Origin of the sequence: Paenibacillus harenae DSM 16969, from assembly GCF_000422465.1 — a bacterium.
Lineage (GTDB): Bacteria > Bacillota > Bacilli > Paenibacillales > Paenibacillaceae > Pristimantibacillus > Pristimantibacillus harenae.
This window is the reverse complement of record NZ_AULV01000027.1, coordinates 1-24,390: the sequence shown is the minus strand read 5'-3', so window position 1 is coordinate 24,390 and position 24,390 is coordinate 1. Positions and strand designations below refer to the sequence as shown.

At 43.8% G+C, this 24,390-nt stretch carries 20 protein-coding genes, 12 tRNA genes and 1 rRNA gene; 26 read left to right on the top strand and 7 right to left on the bottom strand.

Annotation, left to right across the window (positions count from 1 at the left end; translation table 11 throughout):
- The 9 genes from H581_RS0109685 to H581_RS0109645 form a co-directional block, all read left to right on the top strand.
- Positions 1-225, top strand: a 23S ribosomal RNA gene (locus H581_RS0109685); the annotation flags it as partial.
- 162 nt (positions 226-387) lie between these two features.
- Positions 388-463, top strand: a tRNA-Asn gene (locus H581_RS0109680).
- A 4-nt stretch (positions 464-467) separates the two neighbouring features.
- Positions 468-543: transfer RNA gene (locus tag H581_RS0109675), tRNA-Thr, on the top strand.
- Between the two features lie 41 nt (positions 544-584).
- Positions 585-659: transfer RNA gene (locus H581_RS0109670), tRNA-Glu, on the top strand.
- 6 nt (positions 660-665) lie between these two features.
- Positions 666-741 (top strand) — tRNA-Val (locus H581_RS0109665).
- 9 nt (positions 742-750) lie between these two features.
- A tRNA-Gln gene (locus H581_RS0109660) sits at positions 751-825 on the top strand.
- A gap of 11 nt (positions 826-836) precedes the next feature.
- A tRNA-Lys gene (locus tag H581_RS0109655) sits at positions 837-912 on the top strand.
- A 14-nt stretch (positions 913-926) separates the two neighbouring features.
- Positions 927-1,009: transfer RNA gene (locus H581_RS0109650), tRNA-Leu, on the top strand.
- A 37-nt stretch (positions 1,010-1,046) separates the two neighbouring features.
- A tRNA-Leu gene (locus tag H581_RS0109645) sits at positions 1,047-1,129 on the top strand.
- Positions 1,130-1,204: 75 nt separating this feature from the next.
- Here the strand turns inward: H581_RS0109645 and H581_RS0109640 are convergent.
- Positions 1,205-1,831 (bottom strand): FMN-dependent NADH-azoreductase, encoded by a 627-nt coding sequence (locus H581_RS0109640; RefSeq protein ID WP_084134526.1) that lies wholly within the window; start codon positions 1,829-1,831, stop codon positions 1,205-1,207.
- A gap of 229 nt (positions 1,832-2,060) precedes the next feature.
- Here H581_RS0109640 and H581_RS0109635 point away from each other — a divergent pair, with 229 nt between their 5' ends.
- Positions 2,061-2,981, top strand: coding sequence for a helix-turn-helix transcriptional regulator (locus H581_RS0109635; protein WP_028609822.1), 921 nt, complete (start codon positions 2,061-2,063; stop codon positions 2,979-2,981).
- A gap of 60 nt (positions 2,982-3,041) precedes the next feature.
- Here the strand turns inward: H581_RS0109635 and H581_RS33540 are convergent, their stop codons facing one another.
- Complete coding sequence (locus H581_RS33540) at positions 3,042-3,671, bottom strand: PadR family transcriptional regulator (RefSeq protein WP_051250615.1); 630 nt, start codon at positions 3,669-3,671, stop codon at positions 3,042-3,044.
- Between the two features lie 203 nt (positions 3,672-3,874).
- Between H581_RS33540 and H581_RS0109625 the strand changes: the two genes are divergently transcribed.
- The 6 genes from H581_RS0109625 (at position 3,875) to H581_RS0109595 (ending at position 6,821) form a co-directional block, all read left to right on the top strand.
- Positions 3,875-5,083, top strand: coding sequence for an FAD-dependent oxidoreductase (locus H581_RS0109625; protein WP_028609821.1), 1,209 nt, complete (start codon positions 3,875-3,877; stop codon positions 5,081-5,083).
- Positions 5,084-5,362: 279 nt separating this feature from the next.
- Entirely contained in the window at positions 5,363-6,217 is an 855-nt protein-coding gene (locus H581_RS0109615) for an ABC transporter ATP-binding protein (protein ID WP_028609820.1), read from the top strand.
- A gap of 242 nt (positions 6,218-6,459) precedes the next feature.
- Positions 6,460-6,534: transfer RNA gene (locus H581_RS0109610), tRNA-Gly, on the top strand.
- A 6-nt stretch (positions 6,535-6,540) separates the two neighbouring features.
- A tRNA-Arg gene (locus tag H581_RS0109605) sits at positions 6,541-6,617 on the top strand.
- Between the two features lie 34 nt (positions 6,618-6,651).
- Positions 6,652-6,728 (top strand) — tRNA-Pro (locus H581_RS0109600).
- Between the two features lie 19 nt (positions 6,729-6,747).
- A tRNA-Gly gene (locus H581_RS0109595) sits at positions 6,748-6,821 on the top strand.
- Between the two features lie 78 nt (positions 6,822-6,899).
- Here the strand turns inward: H581_RS0109595 and H581_RS33535 are convergent.
- Positions 6,900-8,135: a tyrosine-type recombinase/integrase gene (locus H581_RS33535; protein ID WP_211231456.1), complete on the bottom strand. Its 1,236-nt coding sequence runs from the start codon at positions 8,133-8,135 to the stop codon at positions 6,900-6,902.
- A gap of 213 nt (positions 8,136-8,348) precedes the next feature.
- Entirely contained in the window at positions 8,349-8,573 is a 225-nt protein-coding gene (locus H581_RS0109585; protein ID WP_028609819.1) for a hypothetical protein, read from the bottom strand.
- A gap of 1,205 nt (positions 8,574-9,778) precedes the next feature.
- Here H581_RS0109585 and H581_RS0109570 point away from each other — a divergent pair.
- Complete coding sequence (locus H581_RS0109570; RefSeq protein WP_028609817.1) at positions 9,779-10,102, top strand: hypothetical protein; 324 nt, start codon at positions 9,779-9,781, stop codon at positions 10,100-10,102.
- 252 nt (positions 10,103-10,354) lie between these two features.
- Positions 10,355-11,203, top strand: coding sequence for an ATP-dependent DNA ligase (locus tag H581_RS0109565; protein ID WP_028609816.1), 849 nt, complete (start codon positions 10,355-10,357; stop codon positions 11,201-11,203).
- On the opposite strand, the gene H581_RS0109560 is transcribed toward H581_RS0109565, so the two are convergent.
- Positions 11,193-11,432, bottom strand: a complete 240-nt coding sequence (locus H581_RS0109560) for a hypothetical protein (protein ID WP_028609815.1) — start codon at positions 11,430-11,432, stop codon at positions 11,193-11,195. The two genes, H581_RS0109565 and H581_RS0109560, sit on opposite strands and share 11 nt — an antisense overlap.
- A 364-nt stretch (positions 11,433-11,796) precedes the next feature.
- Between H581_RS0109560 and H581_RS0109550 the strand changes: the two genes are divergently transcribed.
- Genes H581_RS0109550 through H581_RS37040 form a run of 3 tightly spaced genes read left to right on the top strand, consistent with a single transcriptional unit; the run spans position 11,797 to position 17,294 of the window.
- A complete protein-coding gene (locus tag H581_RS0109550; RefSeq protein ID WP_028609814.1) occupies positions 11,797-12,009 on the top strand; it encodes an alpha/beta-type small acid-soluble spore protein in 213 nt (70 codons plus the stop codon).
- Between the two features lie 53 nt (positions 12,010-12,062).
- Positions 12,063-15,197 carry a hypothetical protein gene (locus H581_RS0109545; RefSeq protein WP_028609813.1) on the top strand — a complete coding sequence of 1,045 codons (3,135 nt, stop codon included), beginning with the start codon at positions 12,063-12,065 and terminating at the stop codon, positions 15,195-15,197.
- Positions 15,198-15,215: 18 nt separating this feature from the next.
- The gene (locus H581_RS37040) at positions 15,216-17,294 is read left to right on the top strand and encodes a radical SAM protein (protein WP_084134524.1); all 2,079 of its coding nucleotides are present in this window, start codon (positions 15,216-15,218) and stop codon (positions 17,292-17,294) included.
- Between the two features lie 228 nt (positions 17,295-17,522).
- Here the strand turns inward: H581_RS37040 and H581_RS0109535 are convergent, their stop codons facing one another.
- Positions 17,523-18,281: a hypothetical protein gene (locus H581_RS0109535; RefSeq protein ID WP_156889543.1), complete on the bottom strand. Its 759-nt coding sequence runs from the start codon at positions 18,279-18,281 to the stop codon at positions 17,523-17,525.
- 430 nt (positions 18,282-18,711) lie between these two features.
- Here H581_RS0109535 and H581_RS0109530 point away from each other — a divergent pair, with 430 nt between their 5' ends.
- Positions 18,712-19,269: a recombinase family protein gene (locus H581_RS0109530; RefSeq protein WP_028609811.1), complete on the top strand. Its 558-nt coding sequence runs from the start codon at positions 18,712-18,714 to the stop codon at positions 19,267-19,269.
- A gap of 918 nt (positions 19,270-20,187) precedes the next feature.
- A complete protein-coding gene (locus tag H581_RS0109520) occupies positions 20,188-20,556 on the top strand; it encodes a hypothetical protein (RefSeq protein WP_028609810.1) in 369 nt (122 codons plus the stop codon).
- 106 nt (positions 20,557-20,662) lie between these two features.
- On the opposite strand, the gene H581_RS0109515 is transcribed toward H581_RS0109520, so the two are convergent.
- The gene (locus H581_RS0109515; RefSeq protein WP_028609809.1) at positions 20,663-20,989 is read right to left on the bottom strand and encodes a hypothetical protein; all 327 of its coding nucleotides are present in this window, start codon (positions 20,987-20,989) and stop codon (positions 20,663-20,665) included.
- 649 nt (positions 20,990-21,638) lie between these two features.
- Between H581_RS0109515 and H581_RS0109505 the strand changes: the two genes are divergently transcribed.
- The 3 genes from H581_RS0109505 to H581_RS0109495 form a co-directional block, all read left to right on the top strand.
- The gene (locus H581_RS0109505) at positions 21,639-22,286 is read left to right on the top strand and encodes a hypothetical protein (RefSeq protein ID WP_156889541.1); all 648 of its coding nucleotides are present in this window, start codon (positions 21,639-21,641) and stop codon (positions 22,284-22,286) included.
- Positions 22,287-23,171: 885 nt separating this feature from the next.
- Entirely contained in the window at positions 23,172-23,639 is a 468-nt protein-coding gene (locus H581_RS39625; protein ID WP_084134523.1) for a C40 family peptidase, read from the top strand.
- A 140-nt stretch (positions 23,640-23,779) separates the two neighbouring features.
- A partial coding sequence (locus tag H581_RS0109495; RefSeq protein ID WP_028609806.1) for a hypothetical protein occupies positions 23,780-24,390 on the top strand: 611 nt, incomplete at its 3' end.

The following is a 24,390-nucleotide window of genomic DNA, read 5'->3' as shown; positions in this document are numbered from 1 at the left end:
CGGGATGGACGTACCGCTGGTGTACCAGTTGTTCCGCCAGGAGCACCGCTGGGTAGCCAAGTACGGACGGGATAAGCGCTGAAAGCATCTAAGCGTGAAGCCCCCCTCAAGATGAGATTTCCCAGTATGTAAGACCCCTTGAAGACGACGAGGTTGATAGGTTCGGGGTGGAAGCGCAGCAATGCGTGGAGCTGACGAATACTAATCGGTCGAGGGCTTATCCTAAGAAGATCTGCATGGACCCATACATCCGGCAGACAAACAGCTAAAGTTCAGCAGCAATTTCTTTCGTATCCGGTTTTCAGGGCGCAAGCGCCTTGGTTTTCAACCGTGCCTCTTTTGCAGTTGAAGCTCTTGGAGACATTTCAACCCAAAAGTGCAATGTTTTCCCTGATAGCTCAGTTGGTAGAGCACTCGACTGTTAATCGAGTTGTCACAGGTTCGAGTCCTGTTCGGGGAGCCATCTTGCTCTCATAGCTCAGTAGGTAGAGTGCATCCATGGTAAGGATGAGGTCACCGGTTCGATTCCGGTTGAGAGCTCCAGATTATTTTCAACTGTCAAGAACAAGCAGTAATTATCGTATGGCCCGTTGGTCAAGGGGTTAAGACACCTCCCTTTCACGGAGGTAACAGGGGTTCGAATCCCCTACGGGTCACCATCATTCGGAGGATTAGCTCAGCTGGGAGAGCATCTGCCTTACAAGCAGAGGGTCGGCGGTTCGATCCCGTCATCCTCCACCATATCGCTGCTGGGGATTAGCCAAGCGGTAAGGCAACGGACTTTGACTCCGTCATTCTCAGGTTCGATCCCTGAATCCCCAGCCATTTATTATTTTGAGTCATTAGCTCAGTCGGTAGAGCACCTGACTTTTAATCAGGGTGTCGTAGGTTCGAATCCTACATGACTCACCATTTATTTTACACGTGCGCGTATGGCGGAATTGGCAGACGCACTAGACTTAGGATCTAGCGGGCGACCGTGGGGGTTCAAGTCCCTCTACGCGCACCATTTTATTTAATCGAATTTTGTTACTTGTTTCACCCACGCGCGTATGGCGGAATTGGCAGACGCACTAGACTTAGGATCTAGCGGGCGACCGTGGGGGTTCAAGTCCCTCTACGCGCACCATATCATGAGAAAACCCTTGGCGAACAAGGGTTTTTTGCTGTTTATTTTCCACCACACGATCAGGATTAATGACCTCTAGAAACTTGCCGCCGTTTGTGCGGTCAGGCGAAGCCCGCGCTCTATAATTTCGGCAGAACGATCCGTGTACTGATGATGACCTTCGATGACCACTGTCATTGGCTCATTCACTCCCCATAAGGCTAACATATTCTTCATATAATTAAGACACATTTCGGAAGCTGCCGCAGGTCCGTTGGAGTAGTCGCCGCCGCGCGCATTAAGGAGCGCTACTTTTTTATTTCCGATAAGTCCGACAGGTCCATGTTCCGTAAAGTGGAAAGTAACGCCAGTTTCTGTTAAGTAAGATACATAAGTGATGAGAGGGGCAGGGACGGTTATATTCCATAAAGGAAAAGCGATCACGATCTTGTCCGCCTCGAGAAATTGCGATTGAAATTGCTTGATGCGGTCGATCCAGCCCTGCTCCTCTAGAGACAGCTCATAGCCCTGCCCTGACTTGTATGCGGCGCTAAAAGCGGTGTTACCGTGATAAGGAAGGTCGGCTTTGAACAAATCCAGCTCGACTACCGAATCTTCAGGATGAGTTTCTTTGTAGGCGTGCAGGAATGTCTCATACATTCGAACGCTTACGGATTGCTCCGACGGCCGGTTATTTGCTTTAATAAACAGTACATTTGACATAGGGAAGTCTCCTTTAATGGTTATTTGTTGAACTATTTGTATTATAGAAAGGAGTAACTGACAGCAGTATGTCAGTAGAAAATGCTATAATCTATATAAGCAGGGTTTACCTATTTAGACCATTTGGCTGAAACAGCGATCGTAAGAATGATTTGCTCTCGCAGCGATAACAGCTGATGTAAATCAATCGTTCAACTTATATAGTTATGAAATTCAGGAGGTACCAGGAATGAAGCTGGATCGATTGTTAGCGATCACGATGGCTCTGTTAAATAAGAAAAGAATCGGCGCCGCGGAGCTGGCCGAGCGGTTCGAGGTTTCTCTTCGAACGATTTATAGAGACATGGAGGCCATTAATGCGTCGGGCATCCCGATTGCCTCTTTTGCGGGGCTGGATGGGGGCTACGAAATTATGGAGGGCTATCGGCTGGAGCGGCAGAGCCTATCCCTTGATGATTTTTCTTCCATTTATAACGCGCTTCGCGGCGTGCATGCCGTATCCGATGATCAGGATATAGCGGGCTTATTGGATCGGATCGGCGCTTTAATCCCTTCCGAGAAAGAAGCGGGCACTCTCAATATGGATTTACAGTGGCTGTCGACTCCTGCGGATAAGGAGAAGATCCGTCTGCTGCACGGCGCGATTAAGGAATGCCGGCTGGTTGCGTTCGATTACATGGATTATTACGGGCAGGAGACGGGAAGAAGAATTGAACCGATGGGTATTTATTTGAAAGGATATGCGTGGTATGTTTGGGGATTTTGCTTAACGCGGCTTGATCTGCGGGTATTTCGTTTATCGAGGATGAATCAGCTAGAACGTCAGCAGGAAGTGTTCGCCCGCCGCAGCTTGGTCATGGAGGATTCGCCAGGCAAATGGCAGCAGCAGGAAACAGAGCCGGAGGTAGAAGTTACGATCCGCTTTAACGTCTCTATGAAGACTAGAGTGCGGGACGAGTATGAGCCTGACCGGATTATTGCGATGGAGGACGGCACAATTAAAGTTGCGGCACGTTTTTATTCGAAGGAAGCCGCTCTGCGCAGGGTGCTTGGTTATGGAACGCAAGCGAAAATCATCGAACCCGCGGAGCTGGTTGAACAGATGAGAAATCATTTGTCGGAACTAGCGCTGCTTTATCAAAATGAATAGCAAAAGACATGCGGCCGGTCATTAACGTAAGGGCTGCATGTCTTTTTTTGTGAAAAAGGCTCAATCGGCGTCTGATTCAAAGGGCTTCTCTTGATAGGTGACGGCCCATATAAGCTTTCCATCGGCCATTTTGGTGTAAACCTCATTTCGAATGTCCGCCGCTAACGCTTCTACCCACTTCAACTCGGCTTCTCTCATGGCAAGGGAGTACTCCTGTTCAACGAGAAATAACCGGTCAAGTCCCGTCTTTAAGACTTGCTCCATCTCCGCGCGCACTTCCGAGGTTGTTTGCCTTAGCTTGACGATTCGTTCTTCAAGCAATGTGATCGTCTCTTCGGGGGACAAATGTCCGAGGAAAGCGAGCGCTGCAGAGAATTGCGGATATTCCTTCGCAGGCATCCGCACCAATGAGCGAAGCCAGTCGAATAATACGGTTGTGCCGTCCGGTGTCGGCTCATAGATCGTCCGCTCCGGATGCTTGCCTTCCCGTTCCGTACCGACGGGCTGGATGAGCTTCTTTTTCAATAAAGCATCAATAATCGCATAGAGAGAGCCGGTATTCAATTTGATGACGTCATTCATGCCGCGCTGTTTCATATGAATCCCTGCTTCATAAGGGTGCATCGGTTTCTCGTGCAGCAAGGATAAGACGGCTAATGCCAGGAGGTTGCTTAATTTCTGCTTCGGCATTATGCTCATCCCCTTCTTCGAAAGTAGTCATTAGTCTATATAAACTATATAAGCTTGCACCGGTGCAGTCAACCGTACGCCCATTATAAAGAAAACTGAGAAATATAGTTGACAATGTATAGTCTGCATTATATAGTCTAAACAAACTATATTATATGGAGTAGTTAACTTGAAAATGAGTGATGAGGAAGGGTGAAGAGCGAATGAACGGAGCGGTTAATCATGAGAAAAAGGCGCTCGTAATCGGATGCGGTATAGCCGGACCTGCGGTTGCGTTATTTTTGAAGAGAGCGGGATTTGAGCCTTTCATTTACGAAGCGGATAAGAAGTCGGATGAATATGAGGGCTTATTTTTCAATTTGGCGAGCAACGGACTTCGGGTGTTACAAGAATTGGGAATCGATGGTCCTGTCATGGAGGAAGGCATCGCCATGCGCGCCATGCATATGCTGAACGGCAAAGGGCGGGTTCTTGGCGTCATCGGGGACGAATCAGGCCCGGTGCGGGGTTACACGGTTAAGCGAGGCTTTCTTCATAAGGTGCTGAGGGACGAAGCGCTCCGTCAAGGCATTCCTATCGTTTACGACAAGCGATTGAAGGAGATCGAGAACAACTCGGTATATGCGGTTACGGCGCACTTCGAGGATGGAACGTCGGAAACGGGCAAGCTTCTTATCGGCTGCGACGGCATTCATTCGAAGGTTCGGTCAATTGTGCTGCCGGACGCGCCTAAACCCTCGTATACGGGCTTGTTAAGCTATGGAGGTTTTTCTCCCAAAAAGTCAGGGACGGGCAAATCAGAGCTGCAAACGATGATTTTCGGCAGGCGGGCTTTTTTCGGATATGTGGAAAGCGATAAGGAAACATTTTGGTTCGGCAATATGAATTTGAGCGGCTCGCCTACCCGGAAGGAGCTGCAGCAAATCCCTCAATCGGAATGGAGAAGCAGGATCGAACAGCTGCATGAGCAGGATGTAGAGCCTGTCCCGCAGCTCGTACAGTCGACGCCGGGAGCGTTCGGCGTATATCCGATTTATGATATTCCGAAGCAGCCTGTTTGGCATCAAGGCTCGGTTGTGCTTATTGGCGATGCCGTCCATGCGACCTCCCCCAGCGCGGGGCAAGGAGCTTCATTAGCGCTTGAAGACGCAATGGTACTGGCGAAATGTCTAAGGGATAACCCGCATTCGCCGCAAGCGTTCGCGAGCTTTCAGCAATTAAGGAAGGAACGGGTAGAGCGGATCGTGCAGTATTCGAGAAGGATCGGTCAACGGAAACATGCGACGAATCCGGTACAGGTGTTTTTCCGCGACCTGATGCTCCCGTTATTTTTGAAATCGGCGAAAAAGCAATCTCATACTTGGTTATACGATTACCGTATCGATTGGGAGAAAAGCACAAGAGGAATGTAAGGGACGCATCAAGCAGATATTCACTTAAGAGGATGAATGATTGGTTCTATATACCATTCACGGGGCTGAATATTAATCCGGTCATGTTCTATTTTAACGGGGTTAAGCTGAATCATCATTCGAGTGATCTTGAAAAGCATTGACAATATTCTTGAGAAACATTATCATTAAGAAGTCAATGATAATCGTTATCATTTTTTCGCATCTAGTCGAAATATAAATATATTATTCAGCCAGTTGGTGTCTGCTTGCGAGCAGCGGAAGGAGCGTGCGTGTCCAGTGATTCGCCTAACAACTTCGAGTCTTGACATTGCTTATGATGACCGCCTTATTGTCCAAAATTTAAACATTGCGATTCCGCAAGGAAAAATCACGGCGCTGGTAGGAGCGAACGGCTCCGGTAAATCGACTATTTTGAAAACGATGGCCCGTATTATGAATCCAGCCCAAGGCAGTGTGCTTTTGGACGGCAAATCTATTCATAAGCAATCGACGAAGGAAGTGGCGAAGCAGCTCGCGATCCTTCCGCAAAACCCGACTGCGCCCGACGGTCTGACCGTATCCGAGCTCGTATCCTACGGGCGATTCCCTTATCAGAAGGGCTTCGGCTCAATGAGCAAGGATGACCGCACTATTGTGCAGTGGGCGATTGAAGCGACCGGAATGAATGAGTTTTCGGATCGGCCCGTAGACCAGCTGTCCGGCGGCCAACGTCAACGCGCATGGATTGCAATGGCATTGGCGCAGGAGACAGACATTCTGTTCCTGGATGAGCCGACGACTTTCCTTGATATGGCCCATCAGCTTGAAGTGCTTCATTTGCTTCAGAAGCTGAACGAGCTTAATCAGCGCACGATTGTCATGGTTGTCCATGATTTGAACCATGCAGCGCGTTATGCGCAGCATATGATTGCGATTAAGAAAGGAGCCGTCGTTGGAGAGGGCTCGCCGATTGAGGTTATAACGCCCGACATTATGAGGGAAGTATTCAATATTGAAGCCGATATCGTTGCAGATCCCCGCACAGGCGTCCCGCTTTGTCTTCCTTTTGCATTAGCCGGTCAACCGGCGGCGGAGCAAGTCCTGATGAGCCGCCAGAAGCAAGAGGCCAGTTACGCAGCCGCCGGCGCATAGGGACGGACGCAGCAAACCGTGTCTCCAAGGAGCGCGGTTTTTTATTTTTGCAAAGTGGGATCGATTCCGCGGTGAAATAGATTAGCGCATCTTGAAAATCAGGGTTCATTCCAAGGATTTTGTTTATTTATCAAAATAATTTAAAGTTTTTTCGAAAAACAGTTGCATTTCTGTTTCAGAGATGATATATTATTACTTGTCGCCGCAACAACGGATACTACGAACGGCCGATAAAAAATCATGCGGAAGTGGCTCAGCGGTAGAGCATCGCCTTGCCAAGGCGAGGGTCGCGGGTTCGATTCCCGTCTTCCGCTCCATAATGTGTGCCCTTAGCTCAGCTGGATAGAGCGTTTGACTACGAATCAAAAGGTCAGGAGTTCGAATCTCTTAGGGCACGCCATTTTCACTACAGCGGATATACACTATTCACTTCTCGGGACGTAGCTCAGCTTGGTAGAGCACCTGGTTTGGGACCAGGGGGTCGCATGTTCAAATCGTGTCGTCCCGACCATCTTTTTTAAATTTCATATGCGGGTGTAGTTCAATGGTAGAACTTTAGCCTTCCAAGCTAATAGCGTGGGTTCGATTCCCATCACCCGCTCCAAAACTTTAATAGCCTGAAAACCTTGATTATCAAGGTTTTTTTTTGTTTTCTCTTTTCGACAAATGAAAAGTGCTGCCCCTAGTTTGGGGCAGATTCTGGGGCAAATTTTATTTGTTTGGGGTTGAGGGACTCTAAACGATCGGCAGCGTCTCTGCTGATGAGTTCTGATTCATGCGTATAGATGTCGGCTGTGGTGCCGATCTTGGTATGACGAAGACGTTCCTGTATCTGCTTTAGATCTGAGCCGCTCTCGCGCAGCAACATAGCGGTTGTATGGCGTAGATCATGTAATCGGATATGTGGGAGCTCTCTGCCGCTTAGGAAGCGTCTCCAGGTCAATGAGGGCGTGTTAGGATAATACATCTCACCCTTACCTGAATGAAACACATATTGCTTTGATCCACCGAGCCATTTTTTACATAACAATTTTTCTTTTTTCCATTCATGGTGATACTTCTTCAGAGAGTCCATGTACCATTTAGGCATAGGGATATATCCTTCAGATTCCTCCGTCTTTAATTCATCTTCAGCTGCATTTCCATCTTCATCAAATGTTATTTGTTTTTCAATAAATAACCCGCCTGCTTCAAAATCCACTTGAAACCATTCCACAGCCAGCATTTCGCCGCGTCTAAAGCCTCCAAGCAATACACCGAGGTAATACAGCCTCCAGCGCTCAGGAAGATCGTAGAGGGCTATAATGACCGCCTGAGACTCAGCACGGGTATAAGCCTTCTTACGTTGCTTCATTTGACGTTTCTCTTGTTTGCCGACTGTGGGGCGGTCTACGCCTTCCATTGGATTAGAAGCGATGAGTTTCCATTTTGCAGCTGAGTCAAACAAACTTTTCATCGCCTTATAGATATTGTTTTTTGTATTAGTGGCCATAGGTTTGCCGTCTTTTCGCTTTAGCTCTGCGAAGAAGTTAACGAGGTGAAGCGGTTTAATCCTGTCAAGTCGTGTATCACCGAATGCAGGTTGGATATAAATCTTAAAAATGTTATTAGTCATGAAGCGGGTGTACTCCCCCATATTTTGGTCTGCATACCCTTTCTTCCACTGGGGAATAAATTCATCAAGGGTTAATTTGTCCGTTTTGATGAATTCACCATTTTCTACCTTGTCAACAAAAAGGGCGAGTTCTCGATCTAAGTACTGCTTTGTTTTCCGTTCAGACTTCGCAATATCATCTGGTATTTCTAGAGGTAAGTAAATACGTTTCCTTGGAAGAGCCTGAGGATCTGTACCGTGATCGGCGTTGGCTGCTTTTGTTTTTGTATACATTATCGAAACGGGTGTAAGCTTCAGCTGCACTTAAAGATAATTTTTTTATACGCGTTGGGAGTGGATTAACGGAGTAAGGAGCATGGCCGCAATGGCTGGATACCGTAGGGCGAGAGGCTCGTTGTATCCGGAGGGCCGAAACCGAGTAGAGGAAGGCAAGAGCCTTTACAACAAGAAGCCTTATGGTAGCCTGCCTGGCTGCCATGACCGAAAGCGTACATGCAGTTAAACCTACGGAGTTGCTTACATGCTCCAAAAGTCGTCTTGCTTGACCTGTGGATCGATTTTCCGTAGAGCATTTAAGATTTTTTTCATCGTTCGTCCACTAGGCAAATGATCCGCTTTGTTTGCCAGTTTACTGATCGTGAATTTGTTCAGATTGGTTTCTTTAACGACCCATTCTTGGGGGATACCCTTTTTATCGAGCCACTTTCCAAAGGCTGTACGTTCTTTTCCGAGTCCAAACATAACCTATCACCTCTATTACTAGCTTGGTCAAATTGTCGGAAAATTAGTCAATAAAAAGTGTAATCTTGGACAAGGTTTCCATGATATAATTGGAATTAAGGACTTAAAAGCGGTGGAGCGATCACGGCGTAGCCTTCTTGAGGGGAGGTGATGCCAATGGTCGCACTTGTGGCGTTACTGGATATCCTTAAATGGATTGCTACCATACTCAGCCTTGTGCTAAGTATTCGGAAGCTCTATCGATGGATTAAACGGAAGCTAAACAAGCGAAAACCCACCGCGTAAGGTTGGCTCCCTAACGTAAACGGTGGGTTTCGCATGAGTTAATCTCTGCACGCCGTGGAGTACAACCACAGCTTTTTTGTCCGTTGAGTCTTTGCCGTTACAGCGGCGAAGGCTCTTTTTAGTTTATGCCGATAATTTCTTGATTTATACTTCAATTTTAACACTTGTCCGATGCTGAATCAATGGGTTTGATTTCTTTTTGCTTTTGTCCAAGTGACGATTAGCCAGATATGAAACGGGATTGCGATTAAGGAATAGACGATGAAGAAGAGACTAAATATCGTTTTGTATGCGAATGTTTGCGCTTGGATGAAGTTGCAAGTACCGTACAACAAGACGGCTGCTCCGAAAACATACTTGTTATACGCTGAATCGTTTTTCCTCAATCTCATGTTTACAGCATGTAACCAAGCGAAAAAGCTAACGACAGCAATTGTCATGACCCAGATCACTATTTTCACTCTCCCTTCCATTCTAATATACCCTTCTGACTGCTAGTTTTAGACCGTATACCGATTATCGGTTTTGGATCCTCTGGCAGCCACTTTATGTATACGGATTTCTTGCTGCAGCTTGATGACAGGGCTGATACCTGATTCCAAAATTAATCCCCCGGTTCACCGTCCCTAAATCCCAAGCGACCCCGGTCATAGCATCCGGGTTCCATTGGGATTCTTAACGGGGATCCAAGGATGTTGAAAATATCTGGGGTCCCTTCACTATATATTTAATGACCTATCGTGGAGCTGCAGCGTTCGTTATTTATACATAAGCATTACAACCGGCGAGATCCAAAGTCTTTGTAATTAATCGGTACCGAGCCGAAAGTCGTGAAGTCTTTTATCGAATATTGGAGGGTTTGCATATGAAAGATTGCCCGAACTGTGGTTTATTGCTGGAACGAGCGGATTACCTAGAAAATGAAAATGGTTTTGAGGAAGCATTGGTTTGCATGGATTGTGACAACGACAAGTATTATCCGATCGACGAGGAACGGCCATGCATTTTCCTTACAGACGATGACATTAATCGAAATGAATGCCTTCCTGCAGGCAACGGGATCTAAATCGTGGGAAACGGTAGACGTATCGTACAATCAGAAGCTCGATCAAGCAATCAGCAAAATAGATGCGACGAGGAGCATGGTGGCTGATTATATCAAGCAAGTAACGGATCAAACAGGTAAATACTTCATGAAGGAACAAGCGGACATCCTGATCCGAGGGGCTAAAATCGTAATCTAACTGAATTTTTTAAGTGAGGAAGGTATTTTTGCCTTCCTCTCGTTATCCATTCATCTCCGTCTTCTCTACGAGCGACGGTTTCTGCCGATCTTATAAGGAGACTGTTATGGGACTGGCATTGTTTGTTTTTGATGGAGAATCCAACCCAACATAGGAAGTGCCGCGAATCCTTGTCTTGTTCCGAAATAATCCCAAGAACTACCGCCTCTGTACACTATGGCTGCGCGCTATAATGGAACTAGAGGTGTTTTTATGTTTATTGAACCGATGTTGCTTGAAAAACGAGAAGCCCCATTCGATGATAGCCGCTACGTCTTTGAACCGAAGATCGACGGCCACCGTCTGATTCTTTCCTTCATTGACGATCAAGTTCGTCTATATACGCGCCAAAAAACGGAAGTAACGCAGCAGTACCCGGAATTACATCACGTACCTGTTGAGCCGGGCTGCAGTGTTATCCTTGACGGAGAGGTGGCACGAATGGATGATAGCGGATGGATCGACTTTGAAGCGGTTATGGAACGTTTTAAGCTGACGAAAACGACAAAGATACGCGAGGCCACGGTAACGAAACCGGTTCATTATTACGTGTTCGACGTCTTGCATTACAACGGGATAGATATGCGCAATCGGCCACTTATGGAACGGAAAGCGCTGCTCATGAAGATCCTAACCGCGAACGCGTTTTATTCACCTGTATTTTTCGTTGAAGGCACCGGGATTGCTTTATTCGATTCGATTAAAGAGCGCCATTTAGAGGGAATCGTTGCAAAGCGGAAGGATAGCGTATATGTGAGTCGACGCAGCGATAAGTGGCTGAAGATTATCAATTACCAGTACGCCGACGTTCATATAGCGGGATATCGGAAGGATCAATTTGGATTGCTCGCGCATATGAACGGGAGGCCAGCGGGAATTATCGAATTAGCGGTGCCCAGCGCCCATAAAAAGGCGTTTTATGGCGTAGCGAAAACGATAGTGACCGAAGAGGATCGGAATTACGTGTACGTACAGACGCTAATTAAAGCGCGCGTACGATTCCGAAACTACTATAAGAGCGGATTATTGCGATCGCCGGAGTTCGTTGAGTTTATCGTTTGATTTCCATCGGATAAACGAATGTACAGGATCCTCGGAGATAACGCTCGCCTTGAATGATGATAATGTCCTCGGTTATCTCTCCATGTGTTACGTTCTTCTTTATTTCGTCGATTATGCCACTTCCGATCAGCTCATCGTCCTGGAAGACGAGAATCGGTTTACGCTCGGATGCGGCAGTGAATAAATGGATGGATGACGTTAAGGTACGGAACCCATTATAACGTTTCATTGCAAATCAACTCGTCGATGTAATTCGACAAATGGGCGGAATTTCCTGCCTTCGTGATCTTTCCTTTTATCAGCCAAAAAAATGAAAGCTGCATGATTAATTTTTAGGCCACCTGAACACAGTCCTTTTTAAGTCTGTTTTTTGGGTTAAAAAGCATGGACCATGCTTTAATCCCCCGGTTTACCGTCCCTAAATCCCAAGCGACCCGGAAGGGTCATTTAACCTGTACATACAGCTGTACATATGTACAGCTGTATGTACAGTCACTTGGGATTTTTTACGGGATTCATTTCTCCAAAACCGAGGTATAAAAATCAAATCAATCCACAAAATAACTTCACATCCAGCTAAGGAGTGAACATATATGAGCAGAAAAAGTTTAGTCGTTCCACAGGCACAAGCAGCACTTGACCAAATGAAATATGAGGTAGCACAACAGTTTGGAATTCAATGGTCTCCAGATGGCTACAATGGGAATATGACTACTCGTGATGCAGGTACTATTGGTGGAAACATCACAAGAGCTTTAATTCAAATTGCAGAACAATCCCTTGGCTCAGGAGCAAGAAGATTCTAAATAGGGGTCCTGCCAAACATTTCGTACGCTAAGGGCAAAAGGAGGAGAAGACGTTGAGTGTTCAACTATTAGAACAAATGATCAAAATTAAGGATGGTAAATTAACGCTTTCGTCTAATACATTGCCAAACAAAGCGCTTCAAACTTTTTTAGACATTTTTTATGGCCAACAACAATTGGTTATTGAAGAGGCGGACGCAATAACTTCGGGTAACAAAATAACCGTTAACGGGAAAGCTTCAATTTTCGACGTCGCTGCAACTGTGACGGCAATATTCGAGAAAACGACAATGAATGAACCTTCGATTAACTTACAATTTCATTCATTGCCTACATTGATATCGTTTCAAAATATTTTAAATCTGTCTATCCCAGCTGCTGATTTTATTCCCGACCTACTTGTAGAAGATATTACATTTCGAAGCGATGAACAGCAAAATCTTAACGTGAATGCTCGAATAGCGAACAATCCGCCATGGAATTTGCAAATTGGTCTTGCACCTATTATCGTTCACGATTTAAGTTTTCAGATGACGAATTTACTCGATCGAACGTTTGAAGGAACAATAAAAGGTAAAATCGACATCGCTCAAGGTTCTTCATCAGACTTTATTTATAAGATACCGGGGCCATTCGAAATCACATTTGATGTCCTGGATGTTGAATTATCGGAATTGATCGATAAAGTAGGTGGTATACATATTCCCTGGCCTGAAGGATTCTCGATTACCTTGCCACCTTCCAAAGTCTTTGTAAAGTTCATAAACGATAGTCTATCTCTACATGTTACAACGAAAATAGAAGGGATAGGTCTGTTTCTCTTGTCTCTTTTTAAACAAGACGAATGGACTCTTTCGGTTTTGGTTGACCTCGATGCTACTCGTTTGTCATCCGTTCCTGGCCTTCAGGTTCTTGCGCCGCTAGATTCGTTCGCAGATTTGGAAGGACTGGTTCTTTATAATGTTTCCAGAGAAATTGACCTGGAACTTCTTGGGACAATTCTAAGGGATATAGAATCTTCATTTGAGATCCCTGAACAACATCAAATTCTAGAAAAAGGGATGTCTGTTCTGACAGGACCATCAATAATCCGGGCTCCTATGTTTCGGTTACTAACTGATTTTCTGAAATTAGAACCGGACGAATCTGGTTTTACGATATCGGTAAGCTTACCGGACCCCATGGCGAATACTACTATTTTCCTTCCTTTCCGTATGGAAATCCTGGAGGGAACGGTCATGGATGGTCGCGTAGGTGGGTTACTTCGAGGAGGAGCGATTCAAGCATACCTTGCTGCATCCGTTCATACAGAAATTCAGAAGCAACCCGTTCAAATTGATGTCGAAGGGACTGTACTTCCTAATGGGTTTCTAATATCGGGTGTATATTTAGGGACGATCCACTTTGATCCGTTGCCAATTCAGTTAAGCAATCTGGCACTTTTAATCGGTCTTAGCGCTCAAGGAATTCCGAGTTTTGGTTTTGCAGGAACGATCGATGTTCAAGGGTGGGATAGTTCAATTGCTCTGTTCATAAATTCAGCACAGCCAACCCAATGCATGATTGCGGGATCTGTAAGTAGTTTGACATTAAATGACATCGTGCACTTAATAATGGGACAACCTTTACCTGACGCCTTAGGGCAAGTACTAGGAAGCATAGGATTAAAAGGAATCAATACCTTTACACTGCCCGTAACCTTATCTGAAGCTCTTACAAACCGCGAATATAGGGCAATCTCTGACGCATTTGTTCAACATGGTGGTGTACAGCTTCCGCAAGATGGAGATAAACAATTTCTTGTCGAGACGAAAGAGCGGTCAGAATGGGCTATCACCGACATGGATACAATGATCCATTATAGATTATTTGCAAAAAACGAAAATATCGAGGTTGAACTTCAACCACAGCTTTATTGCGTTCCTCAAGAAACACACATCGGTTCTCTCAAATATCCTCAGGGGTTTCATATAGCTGCAGCTATTGATCATCTTTTCATGAAAATGCAAATAAAGATCGATGCTTCTCCTAGCCAAGGGATTTCCGGAAAAACCGTAATCGAACCAATTATTTTGCATGATCGCGATTTCTTCTCCATAACTGGAGAGGGGGCTCAAGGTCCACTCTTTTCGTTCTCTACCTATTCCCGACCGGAAGAATCGGATGTTATTTTGAGGGACCCACATATCCTTATCATCGGAAATGTCCGGGTTCTCGGATTGGATGTATTAAAAACCAAGATTTTATTGCAATCGGATGGTTTATCTTTCAGTGTTGTCTCTGAACCATTTATTCAACAATCAGAATGGTCAATAAGAATTGACGGAAGTTCTAATATTAACGGAGAAGGAAAACTGGTTGTCGGCATATCAGAAACACTTGATGCCGGGCCTCTGGGCAGAACTGACGTGAATGTGCAGGTTAATGCTAGCATTCGGATTACTTATCAGGATCAGATTGCTACCGCTTCATGTGAGGGAGGATTTGATTTTTTCGGCATTCAATGTACGATTCCATCTTTCGAATTATCTATCAGTGGAAGGACGATTCCGGAACTAGTAAATACGATTTGGTCACAAATGTCGGAGATATTGATCAGATTGTTGCATAATCCAGATCATTGGCTAAAGATGCTACGAGACGGGATCATTGAAGGGGTGGAGCAAATACCTGAGCAACTCGGGAAGTTGTTAGCTGAAGTCCACCAGATATCGGCGGATGAAATCGCAGCCAAGACAAAGGAGATTTTGACCTATGGGTCTGAATCAGTTACAAGGGCACTTAAAGGTGCTAACGTTGATCCTAATAACATGCTCCCGGTTCTACATGGGCTCGGATTTTCGACGGGTGATATCCAATCCGCTCTAGGATCTGTTTTCCCAAGCAACCATATCGATACGAGTTGCTGTCATGTCGATATTCCTGCAGGTCCGCATGTTGACATTCAGAGTCATGTGGATATTCCAGAGATTAGAACCAATACAACGGTTCACACCGACATTGCTAGAACTCATACAGATACTGGCAGTGGGAGATTTCATGTGGATACTACCGTAACACCACACATCGATACCAAGGTCCACACGGATGTCTTAGTGACACCACATGGCGACACGCAGAGTCATGTCGATCATGTAACGCCACCGCACAGCGATTCGGATATCCATGTAGACACAGGAAACCATTAATTAATAGGAGGTAGTTGTATGACCGTAGAGTTGAGACCTCTTGGGGTTTCCTGCAATATTTCTTGTACCTACTGTTATCAAGGGCACCAGCGCGAAGCCGGAAATATTGGGAAAAAGTATGATTTGGATAAAATGTTCCGTTCAGTTGAACGCGAGGGAAGACCCTTTACATTATTTGGTGGAGAGCCTTTGATTTTGCCTGTCGAAGATCTGGAAACCATATTTCGATGGGGACTTGAGAAGTATGGGAAGAACCAGATCCAAACGAATGGAATCCTAATAAACGATGAGCACATTCGTTTGTTTCAAACCTACAATGTAGATGTCGGCATTTCCATAGACGGTCCCGGCAAGTTGAACGACCTTCGATGGCAACATAACTTATCAAAGACAAGGGCAAATACAGAGAAAACGATGGAAAACATTCGGCGTATATGTAAAGAACACCGGGCGCCAGGTCTCATTATCACGTTGCATCGTCTAAATGCTGTTACGGAGAGGCTACCCCGGCTTGTAGAGTGGGTGCGTGAGCTCGATACTCTAGGAGTCCCTTCGGTTCGGCTACATCTGCTAGAGATCGAATCTGAGCTTATTCGTCATCGCTACAGTTTGAGTGATGAGGAGAACATTAAATGTTTGTTAACATTTGCAGACCTGCAGGAGGAATTGACCCAACTGCGTCTTGATGTTCTGGAAGAGATGACAAATCAATTGCTAGGAAAAGACCACGGAACCTCCTGCGTTTGGCACAGCTGCGACCCTTATACGACACAGTCAGTCAGAGGTATCGAAGGCAATGGCCAATCAAGTAATTGTGGGCGGACAAATAAGGACGGCGTGGATTACATCAAGGCGAATAAAACGGGGTTCGAACGATACCTCTCTTTATACCATACGCCACAGGAGTACGGCGGATGCAAAGATTGTCGATTTTTTGTCATGTGTAAAGGACAATGTCCGGGTACTGCTATAGATGGAGATTGGCGAAACCGATCTGAATTGTGCCGTGTTTGGAAGGAGCTTTTTGTATATATTGAGGACAAGCTTGTGAGAAAAGGATTTTCACCGCTTTCTTTACAACCACTTCGGTTCACCGTTGAGAAGAAGATGCTCGAGCAGTGGGAACGAGGTAAACAAACAACCATACAAAGCATAATGAGAGACCTAGAAACGACAGGTGCACCATTAGATGAGGACGGCTCGGTTCTCAGAGGATCCTCTCAATTTCTACGTTACGCTTTTGTAGGCGATGAACAACGGATGAAATGGGAACCACGACTAGCCGCCATCCGAACGGCATTGGCAAAGAATAGCGTCCAGACTGTAGCAAATGGACTTTCTCTGATATCAATTGTGAGGGTTACTCCTTCCGATCTGTTCGTCATACATGAGTACGCGGCCAGAAAGGGACTTCACCTAAAGGCTATACCTGGAGGTGAGGGTAAGTACAATCGGCTGGTTGTAGGAAGTGAAGCGAATCTTCGTCTTTTTTACGATGCATTTAAAGATAATAATCTAGAGTTGATGTATGTATTGCTAGGGATACCTTCATGCTGCCAAAAAGCCATGGTGCGAAAAGTAGTGGGTGGATTTGACCCGTTATGGGACTTAAAGGTAACGTACACTGAATTCAAGCAACGAGAAAATGAGTTTAATTGTAATAAAGTTCTCAATGTACTGATGCGTCCATTAGGACTCGATCTTCTCGGATACGTGCCTTGCTCACATCTTTGCAAGGAAAGCGAAGTATTCGGCGAGTCCAAGTTGAACGTTGGTAAAATATCAGGAATTGAACAAGAAATGACCTGGATCGAAGAAATGCTTGACTGGCCAGCTGAATGGACGACTTTGCACGGGATTGCGGAGTTAAAGACTGGCATTATGAAAGTATCCAGTACGTCGTTACCTACGCATGATAAAATCATAATTCGATACTACGGTGGGCGAATGGCCTCAGATGCAGCAAAAGGAAAATCATTTTCCTTCAAGGGGGCTTATAACGGGGGAAATGGGGCTGTTCCAAAAGTAGAAAAACCAACTTTGGGAGATAGCTTTAGTGACGAGAATTCTTCAATAGGGCAACCGCCAACATTTTAACCAAAATATACGCTTATCACGTTCAGGCGCATTAAAAGCGGATTATTTTAACCGAAAGTGTGATTTTTAATCTTACACTTTCGGTTTTATTTACTTACCTTGCTGTTTGGTAGGTCCTATATCTATGTTGTTTACTTAGTTCGTATCGAAATGGTCTTACAATATTTTTATGGGTTCATATTGCATAATCTTTTTTTCTAATTACTCTTAAACTTTGTATCCTCGTTATCACAGTTGCCGCTCAGAATTTTTATTAAATACCTGGATAATGCTTACACTCTTTCCGTCCCCCTTTCTTCTCTTAATAAGGTAATTATAAATCTCTGTCCATTTAGGTATGTCTGTTACTGTTACGCATCCGAGAGTTATTGAACCTGGATGAAGGTATCGGTCACCATCATGGCCTATTCGAAACCAAGTTTCAGCGAATGGTGTCTGTGAAATATAACTCCTTGCTTTGTCATGAATTTCATCAGGAATCTCGATATCATGTGTACCTATAGGAACTGGGTTACTTGGATCTGTCACAGTAGTAATAGGCCCAATCCAATTTTCACCGTCTCGGTAAAAAAGTTGCTTTGTTTCAATTACAAAATGAATAATCCCTTCATTTAAGGTTGGGTCTCCGTCAGCCAAAAAAGATCCGCCATCCTGTTTATGACGAACGCTAGCCTCTTTACCACTTGACTTACCTTCCACTATTTTGAAAAAGTCTCTGCCACCTTCACTCTTTAAATAGTCAACCCGGAGATATTGAGGCAAGGGAGGGTAGGTTGAACCATCATTGTATTTAACAATAAGCCAACCTTTTTCATCAGTAAATGCTACATGTTTTACGCTCACTCTAATAATCAACCTTCCATAAAAGCATTTTTGTTTATTGTGATGAGAAAAAGAATTATTTATTCTTAATTTTTCGGTGAATGCCGCGGCAGCTTCTCCTTGTTCTATAGGGAAATTATCAGTGCCGGTTCGAATCCATGTCAAAAAGTATGTTTTTTGACATTATGGGAACAAAAACGGTGCGGAGGCTGCCGCGTAGCGTAGGACTCCAGATGGGCGTTAAACTAACTGAATACAATAGTTCAATCATTAACAGGCTGCCTCGGCAGTCTGTTTTTATTGAGAGTATGCTGGTGAATGATAAATCAACAAGTATCAAAAACGGCCGTATACGGCACGACTAGTTCTGAAATCTAAAAACAACGAACCAAATGCACCGGTTTATAGCAGCTCAAAAAATTGATGAGCTTTCGCAGCAGCACTTAAAGTACATAAAACGATCGTTTTATAGACTTTGTGAACATCAGCTTAAAATGCCCCAAACTGATCATTGTTTTAGTCTATTAAATCGTCTATTATTCAAGGTGTATTAAATATGCTAATCGAAGGTTTAATAGACAAAGGGGGTTGTTAAATGGGTAAAATTGGGTATGCTCGTGTTTCGACTTCCGATCAGTCCATGGATTTACAAATCGATTCTTTGAAGTCTTCCGGATGTGATCGTATTTTCGAGGAAAAGCTCTCCGGAAAGAAAAGTGATCGACCAGAGTTAGCTCGTTGCTTGGAGTACTTGCGTTCCGGGGATACATTAGTCATCTGGAAATTGGATCGACTTGGTCGGACGACAAAGCAGTTAATCGAGCTTTCGCATGATCTTAAAGAAAGAGGAATCAGTCTGCAGATCATCACTCTGGGAGTAGATACTAGCACACCGGCGGGCAAGCTTTTTTTCGCTATTATGGCTGGTTTAGCTGAAATGGAGGCAGAGACAATTCGAGAAAGAACCCAGGCCGGCTTACAAGCCGCCCGGGCTCGAGGTAGAAAAGGAGGAAGACCGCCATTGGATAAGAGCAAAGTTGAAATGGCGTTGCTTCTGTATGACAGTCGGAGATATACCATAAAAGAAATAACCGAGCAGACTGGAGTATCTAAAGCAAAGCTATATCAAGTTCTCAAGAACAAAAACGCTTGAATCGGAAATTTTACTTCAGGCTTATTTTTAGCGATCCTTTTTTTAATCAGACTCCTTTGCCTGCGGCCATGGGAGAAAGGACGAAATCCGGACAGAGTCGCGGGCCGGCATGCAACTGCGTGGCCATCCCGGAGTCGACTGGCAGTTTAACGCAACCATATCCATATTGAAGTCGTAACCCTTACGTTTTTGTCGGCTTGCACGAACAACATCGAACCAGAAGTAAAACCGATGAATGCTCCTGTAGAAACGAGTCATTCGTTTGCTGTTCGCATCGATATCCCCATTGCTTAAGGGCATATAATTGATCGTTCGAAAGCCCAAGTCAACAAGAAAGATCTTTTTGCTTAAAACAACTGATCCTCGCTGCTTCACAACTGAATAAAATGAGCCAAGGCCTTGGGAAACAACTTTCGTATCTTTAACTTGCAATTTTATTTATACACCGCAGATCCGACAATGTAATCCTGCCCGTCCAACGTTAAATCCATACGTTTGCGGGTGGTGTCAACTACGCTTTTAGCCCGAATAGAGGGGGAGTACAACTGCCCCACATAATTCCATTTAATATACACATTCTCCACTCCGCCCTTGAAGGCTTTCACTCCCATGTCTCAACGGGTCTATGCCTCTCATTCCTTCGTTACGCCTATCCGAGGTATGGAGGTCGGTCTTGCTAACGGTACGGGTCGGTGCCCTTTGGTTTAATGAATCCGCTACTTTGAAAAATCCTGCGAATAAGCCAATCTACATGCAACGAAACGGGTTGTTTACTTAAGCTGCTTGCAAGAGCGGTAACATTTTATGTGGCATGTAGGCTTGACCGGATTAATCTTTGCTTGAGCTTCAATGAATATTATCCTTCCAAATTTGTAACTATATTAAGGTTGTAACATTTCATAAGTGGGGGTTTTTAATTTGGAGGATATGCTGCAAAGACCTAAAGCAGTTAATGATGAAGAAGTTAAAAAAATTGGGGGATTACGTTCACTGAATCCAAAGGAAAAGGAGGAGCTTTCAAAAATTATTGGATGCAAACAAGAAGAAATAACAAATCAACCAATTGTGAAAATCGTATCAGAGAAAGTCATTCCATTGCCGGATTTTGCTGATGTTGTAACCCTTTTAATTGATCAAATACCAAACGCCCATGCTAAACAAAAGTTTAAAGACTTTTTTATCCACCCTCATCATGATGCTCCTATAGTAAAAGGTATAATTCAATGGGCATCAGGCAACACAAGAGAAATAAACCCGATTTCTGTTTACTATCAGTATTATATTTAGAATAGATACTGAAAAAAGGCCGATTGCCGGCTGCTGGTTTATTAATGATGAGAAATGAAGGCAATGGAATTAGCCTCATTTCTCATTATTAAACGAATATAATTCTTTAAATTAATGCAACAGGTTCGATCGATTCGTTGACAACTGTTGTATATACTGATTCCCCATTAATACGGATCTCCACCTCATTATGTTCATCATCATCAATGTCGATTTGAGACAACCATGGGGTTAGAAGTGTAGGACACATTTCTGGACTACTTTTAAATTCAATAAATACTTGAGCATAACCGGGGTCTCGTACATATACAATGTTTCCACCAGGGTATTTATCAACAATCTTAGCAGAATCACAAGATCTAGGAAGATTCCCCATAACTAAAACGGTTATGACTCTTTCTTTACGATAAGCGATAGCAGTTGAAATTTGCATTATTTGTTGACCTCCTTAATTCATTAGTTATTGAACTATAATGGGACTGATAGGGAGAGATTTCCGTATCTGCCCATGAGGGCAATACTATTCATCAGTCAAACCCACCATCCTTTCCACGAATTATTATGGGCATTATCTTCTTTAATTATCTCTAAGAAGATTTCCCAAAAGTTATCGATCTAACCCCCTGATATTGGACACTGGGTAACTAAAATGAGTGTTTCCTTACTAAACCGCCTATTAAAGGGAGTTACTTCGTCAAACTCGAATGAATAAGACGCTCGTTATAAAACGATACAAAACGATCGACTTCCACAAATGCTTCTACAAAGGTTATGAAGATATGACGTATAAAGCATTCGCCTTCTAAGGTACAGTATTAGACTGGATGTGTCATTAAGCTAATCCTCAAGAATCAATTAAGCCTCTGACGAGTATGGTTGCTGCATTCCCGTTACGGATTATTGTAGCCCACTATGAGGATCGGAATGAGGTTATTTCGCGGTTATAATCCTTTCTTATTGGGATTAACCACGGCTTTCGCACGCTCATTTGAAAAAAAGGAGGCTTCAGCCAAGAACACTTTGGGCGCTAATAAATACACTAATTAGTAAATACCTGATAATTAACAAGAGGATGTGTCCTAATGCCTGGATTTGAAAACTTAATTAAGGATTATTCATACCACTACCCTGTTTTTGACACCTGCCATACAGGAGGGGTTCCCCCACTCCCTTACCCTTGTACTAGAATGGTTAGGGTCCATAAAGGAGTATTTTTTGGATGTACTTATCCTGAAGTAACACTGGAAGAACAAGCTGTTATTCACAGTTGTGCAGCAACTGGGGCAGCGGCAGCATACGGAACAATCGCTACTGCTACTGCTGTATCAGGTCCAGCCGTCGTTGCAGCTATTCCAGTGGCAAACGAATTGCTAAAATTGACTTTTAGAGAATGCGTTGACCACACGGATCGCTTAAGCAGGGAAAGTAGAGACAGAATTATCAGAGAAACAGATATTGGGATATTCCAACGCGATTTGGACTATTTTTTTGCTCTATCAACACAACCTATATACCATCCCACTACTGTAGAACCAACGGATCTTACAGAATCCGTTCCCCAGATTCGAATGGTAAAATTTTGTCTGTTTCAGTATTTAGGAGAATACTATTACTTTATTGTTAAAAAAAATGAAGAGTGTCCGCACATATTTGAATACATTCTTCAAGGTTCATTTTTAATTCCTGACATTCCAGGCTTTCCGAAAAAGGGAAAGATCGTCATTCCTTAATCATGGAATATGAAATTCATAAGTAGATTTGTGTGCACTATTTTTTTTGACCTAACGGATAAGTATGACAAGTTCTGCTATAAGGCCCAGTACCAGCGTAGCTGACACCAGGGGCAAACGTCTGTAAATAAATGTTAGTATTTGGACTTGGAAAGTTCCTCTTTTGATGTGAGTCGGAACAATCCTGTCCAAATTCCCCATTTTATCTTTGCGATCGGTTAGGTTTCAGCTTCAAAAGCATTAGAGTTCCAATTACGAAAACAAATTTGGAACTTTGATTGATAATTGATAGGGGTAGAGTGAAAAAATATAGTGATAATTACCATTTCGTTTCCATACGTTTGCGGTCTGTGACAGCTACGCTGGTGTTACCCCTATAAGATCAACAATCCCGATAATTGAGAAATTTGGTGGATTAGTTGTAAGCGGAACAAAAGATCCAGTTTTTCATGAGGATGATATTGAACATATCGAAGGATTTCCAAATACAGAAGTCCTTAGAATAAAAGATGCTAATCACGTATTAGAGGTAAGCGATTTGCATCAGTCTTTAAAGATATTGAAAAATTTAGTGGAGGTATCTAGTTGGTTTTTCAATCATAAATAGTGCACATGAAAGTCATTCAGCTAAACGGGATACGTTAGCTCAATAAAACAGCGGCAGTCTAGGACTTTATTTTCTCGTCCACGACTGCCGCTGTTTTTATAGTTGGGGCCAGTCTAATACTTATTTTACGACATCTGACGGTTTTACAATTCGAAAATCCGCATGGGACCAACATATCCAGTCTAATACTTTGTTTTCTTTCTACACCTCAAAAAAAAATTGAAGAATTATCAATTTGATTCTAATTTTCATATCATAACGAAAGTTCTGTTAAAGGAGTGCTTAATACGGATCAGCAAAAATTAAATTTATTGATTGCATATGCAAAAAGTTTTATAGGCTTATCCCGTAAGAAGCAAAAACAATTATGTGAATCAAGGAAACTGGATTGTTCTTCGTTTATTCAATCTGTTTATCGAAAGCACGGTGTTATCTTACCCCGAACAGCCCGAAAACAAGCAGGGGAGGGAGGCTTGGTTGAGAAGGACCTAATATTGGAAGGAGATCTCCTGTTTTTCTATGTTGAGGATAAATACCCGACTAATGACATTCCCGGCCACGTAGGCATTTATATTGGACAACAGCAGATGATTCATTGTTTGCCTTCTCCTTCGAAAGTCATTCTAACGAGTATTGAAAAGCCTCATTGGATCAAGAAGTATCTCTTTGCCAGAAGGATTCTTATTAATACCAATGATATGAGTGTTGCAGACTCGAGTAACAACACTGTCTGCCTGCTTCGTTAGCCTTGATTGGTGCAAAGTGGAAATGAAGTGAAGTTTTCATGCTTTGGAATCTGACGAGATCAGAGGAGAAGCGTTCTTTGATCACGCAGCACTTCGACAATTAGTGGGATATAGAAAAGATATGTTCTTGGAGGAGATGAATGATGAAGCGTGCAAAAATAAGTGCAACTTACAGAACGATCTCACCGACACTTCAACAGGCAGAAGTCGATGAACCACTGCCAGCAAGACTGACTTTTTTCCTCGACAATAGATTTACAGCTACCCATGAAAGAAGAATACGATCTATGCTTAGCACGTCATTTTTTAGGTGGATGGAACATTTCGAAGCTCGCGCCGAGGGAGAAATATCCGAATTTCAAACTTGTGCTAATAAATATTCACGATTTAATTTAGCGCCGGTTTGGTTTGAAGAGAAAATTGGAAACGGTGCAGCAGCAACAGATATCATGATGAATGGTTTTACAACGATGTTTGCAGCCAATGGGTTTAACCGGTCTGCTAAAGCTTTTATTAAATATGAAATTCCTAAAGCGGGACAAAATTTTACTGTAAAAGCTACAAATGGGTCCAATCCGGAGACAGATTCGTTAACAGTGACGGTCAATCCAAAAAGTCTCGATCGAACCGATCTATCCAACACTGCCCTAGCAGGGGCGCTTTGGCATGCCTGGATGCACCGTTTGGGGTATCGGCACCCTGCAGGTTTGTATACCAGTTATTTTATTGGAGAAGTGCCTATGTGTATCAT

Bases quoted from the DNA above. Each gene is read 5' to 3' on its own strand.
- H581_RS0109635 (WP_028609822.1), top strand. From the start codon at position 2,061: ATGAAGCTGGATCGATTGTTAGCGATCACGATGGCTCTGTTAAATAAG.
- H581_RS0109585 (WP_028609819.1), bottom strand. From the start codon at position 8,573: ATGTTTGGACTCGGAAAAGAACGTACAGCCTTTGGAAAGTGGCTCGAT.
- H581_RS37040 (WP_084134524.1), top strand. From the start codon at position 15,216: ATGACCGTAGAGTTGAGACCTCTTGGGGTTTCCTGCAATATTTCTTGT.
- H581_RS0109625 (WP_028609821.1), top strand. From the start codon at position 3,875: ATGAACGGAGCGGTTAATCATGAGAAAAAGGCGCTCGTAATCGGATGC.
- H581_RS0109515 (WP_028609809.1), bottom strand. From the start codon at position 20,989: ATGCAAATTTCAACTGCTATCGCTTATCGTAAAGAAAGAGTCATAACC.
- H581_RS0109565 (WP_028609816.1), top strand. From the start codon at position 10,355: ATGTTTATTGAACCGATGTTGCTTGAAAAACGAGAAGCCCCATTCGAT.
- H581_RS0109560 (WP_028609815.1), bottom strand. From the start codon at position 11,432: ATGAAACGTTATAATGGGTTCCGTACCTTAACGTCATCCATCCATTTA.
- H581_RS0109530 (WP_028609811.1), top strand. From the start codon at position 18,712: ATGGGTAAAATTGGGTATGCTCGTGTTTCGACTTCCGATCAGTCCATG.
- H581_RS0109505 (WP_156889541.1), top strand. From the start codon at position 21,639: ATGCCTGGATTTGAAAACTTAATTAAGGATTATTCATACCACTACCCT.
- H581_RS0109550 (WP_028609814.1), top strand. From the start codon at position 11,797: ATGAGCAGAAAAAGTTTAGTCGTTCCACAGGCACAAGCAGCACTTGAC.
- H581_RS33540 (WP_051250615.1), bottom strand. From the start codon at position 3,671: ATGCCGAAGCAGAAATTAAGCAACCTCCTGGCATTAGCCGTCTTATCC.
- H581_RS0109640 (WP_084134526.1), bottom strand. From the start codon at position 1,831: ATGTCAAATGTACTGTTTATTAAAGCAAATAACCGGCCGTCGGAGCAA.
- H581_RS0109570 (WP_028609817.1), top strand. From the start codon at position 9,779: ATGAAAATGGTTTTGAGGAAGCATTGGTTTGCATGGATTGTGACAACG.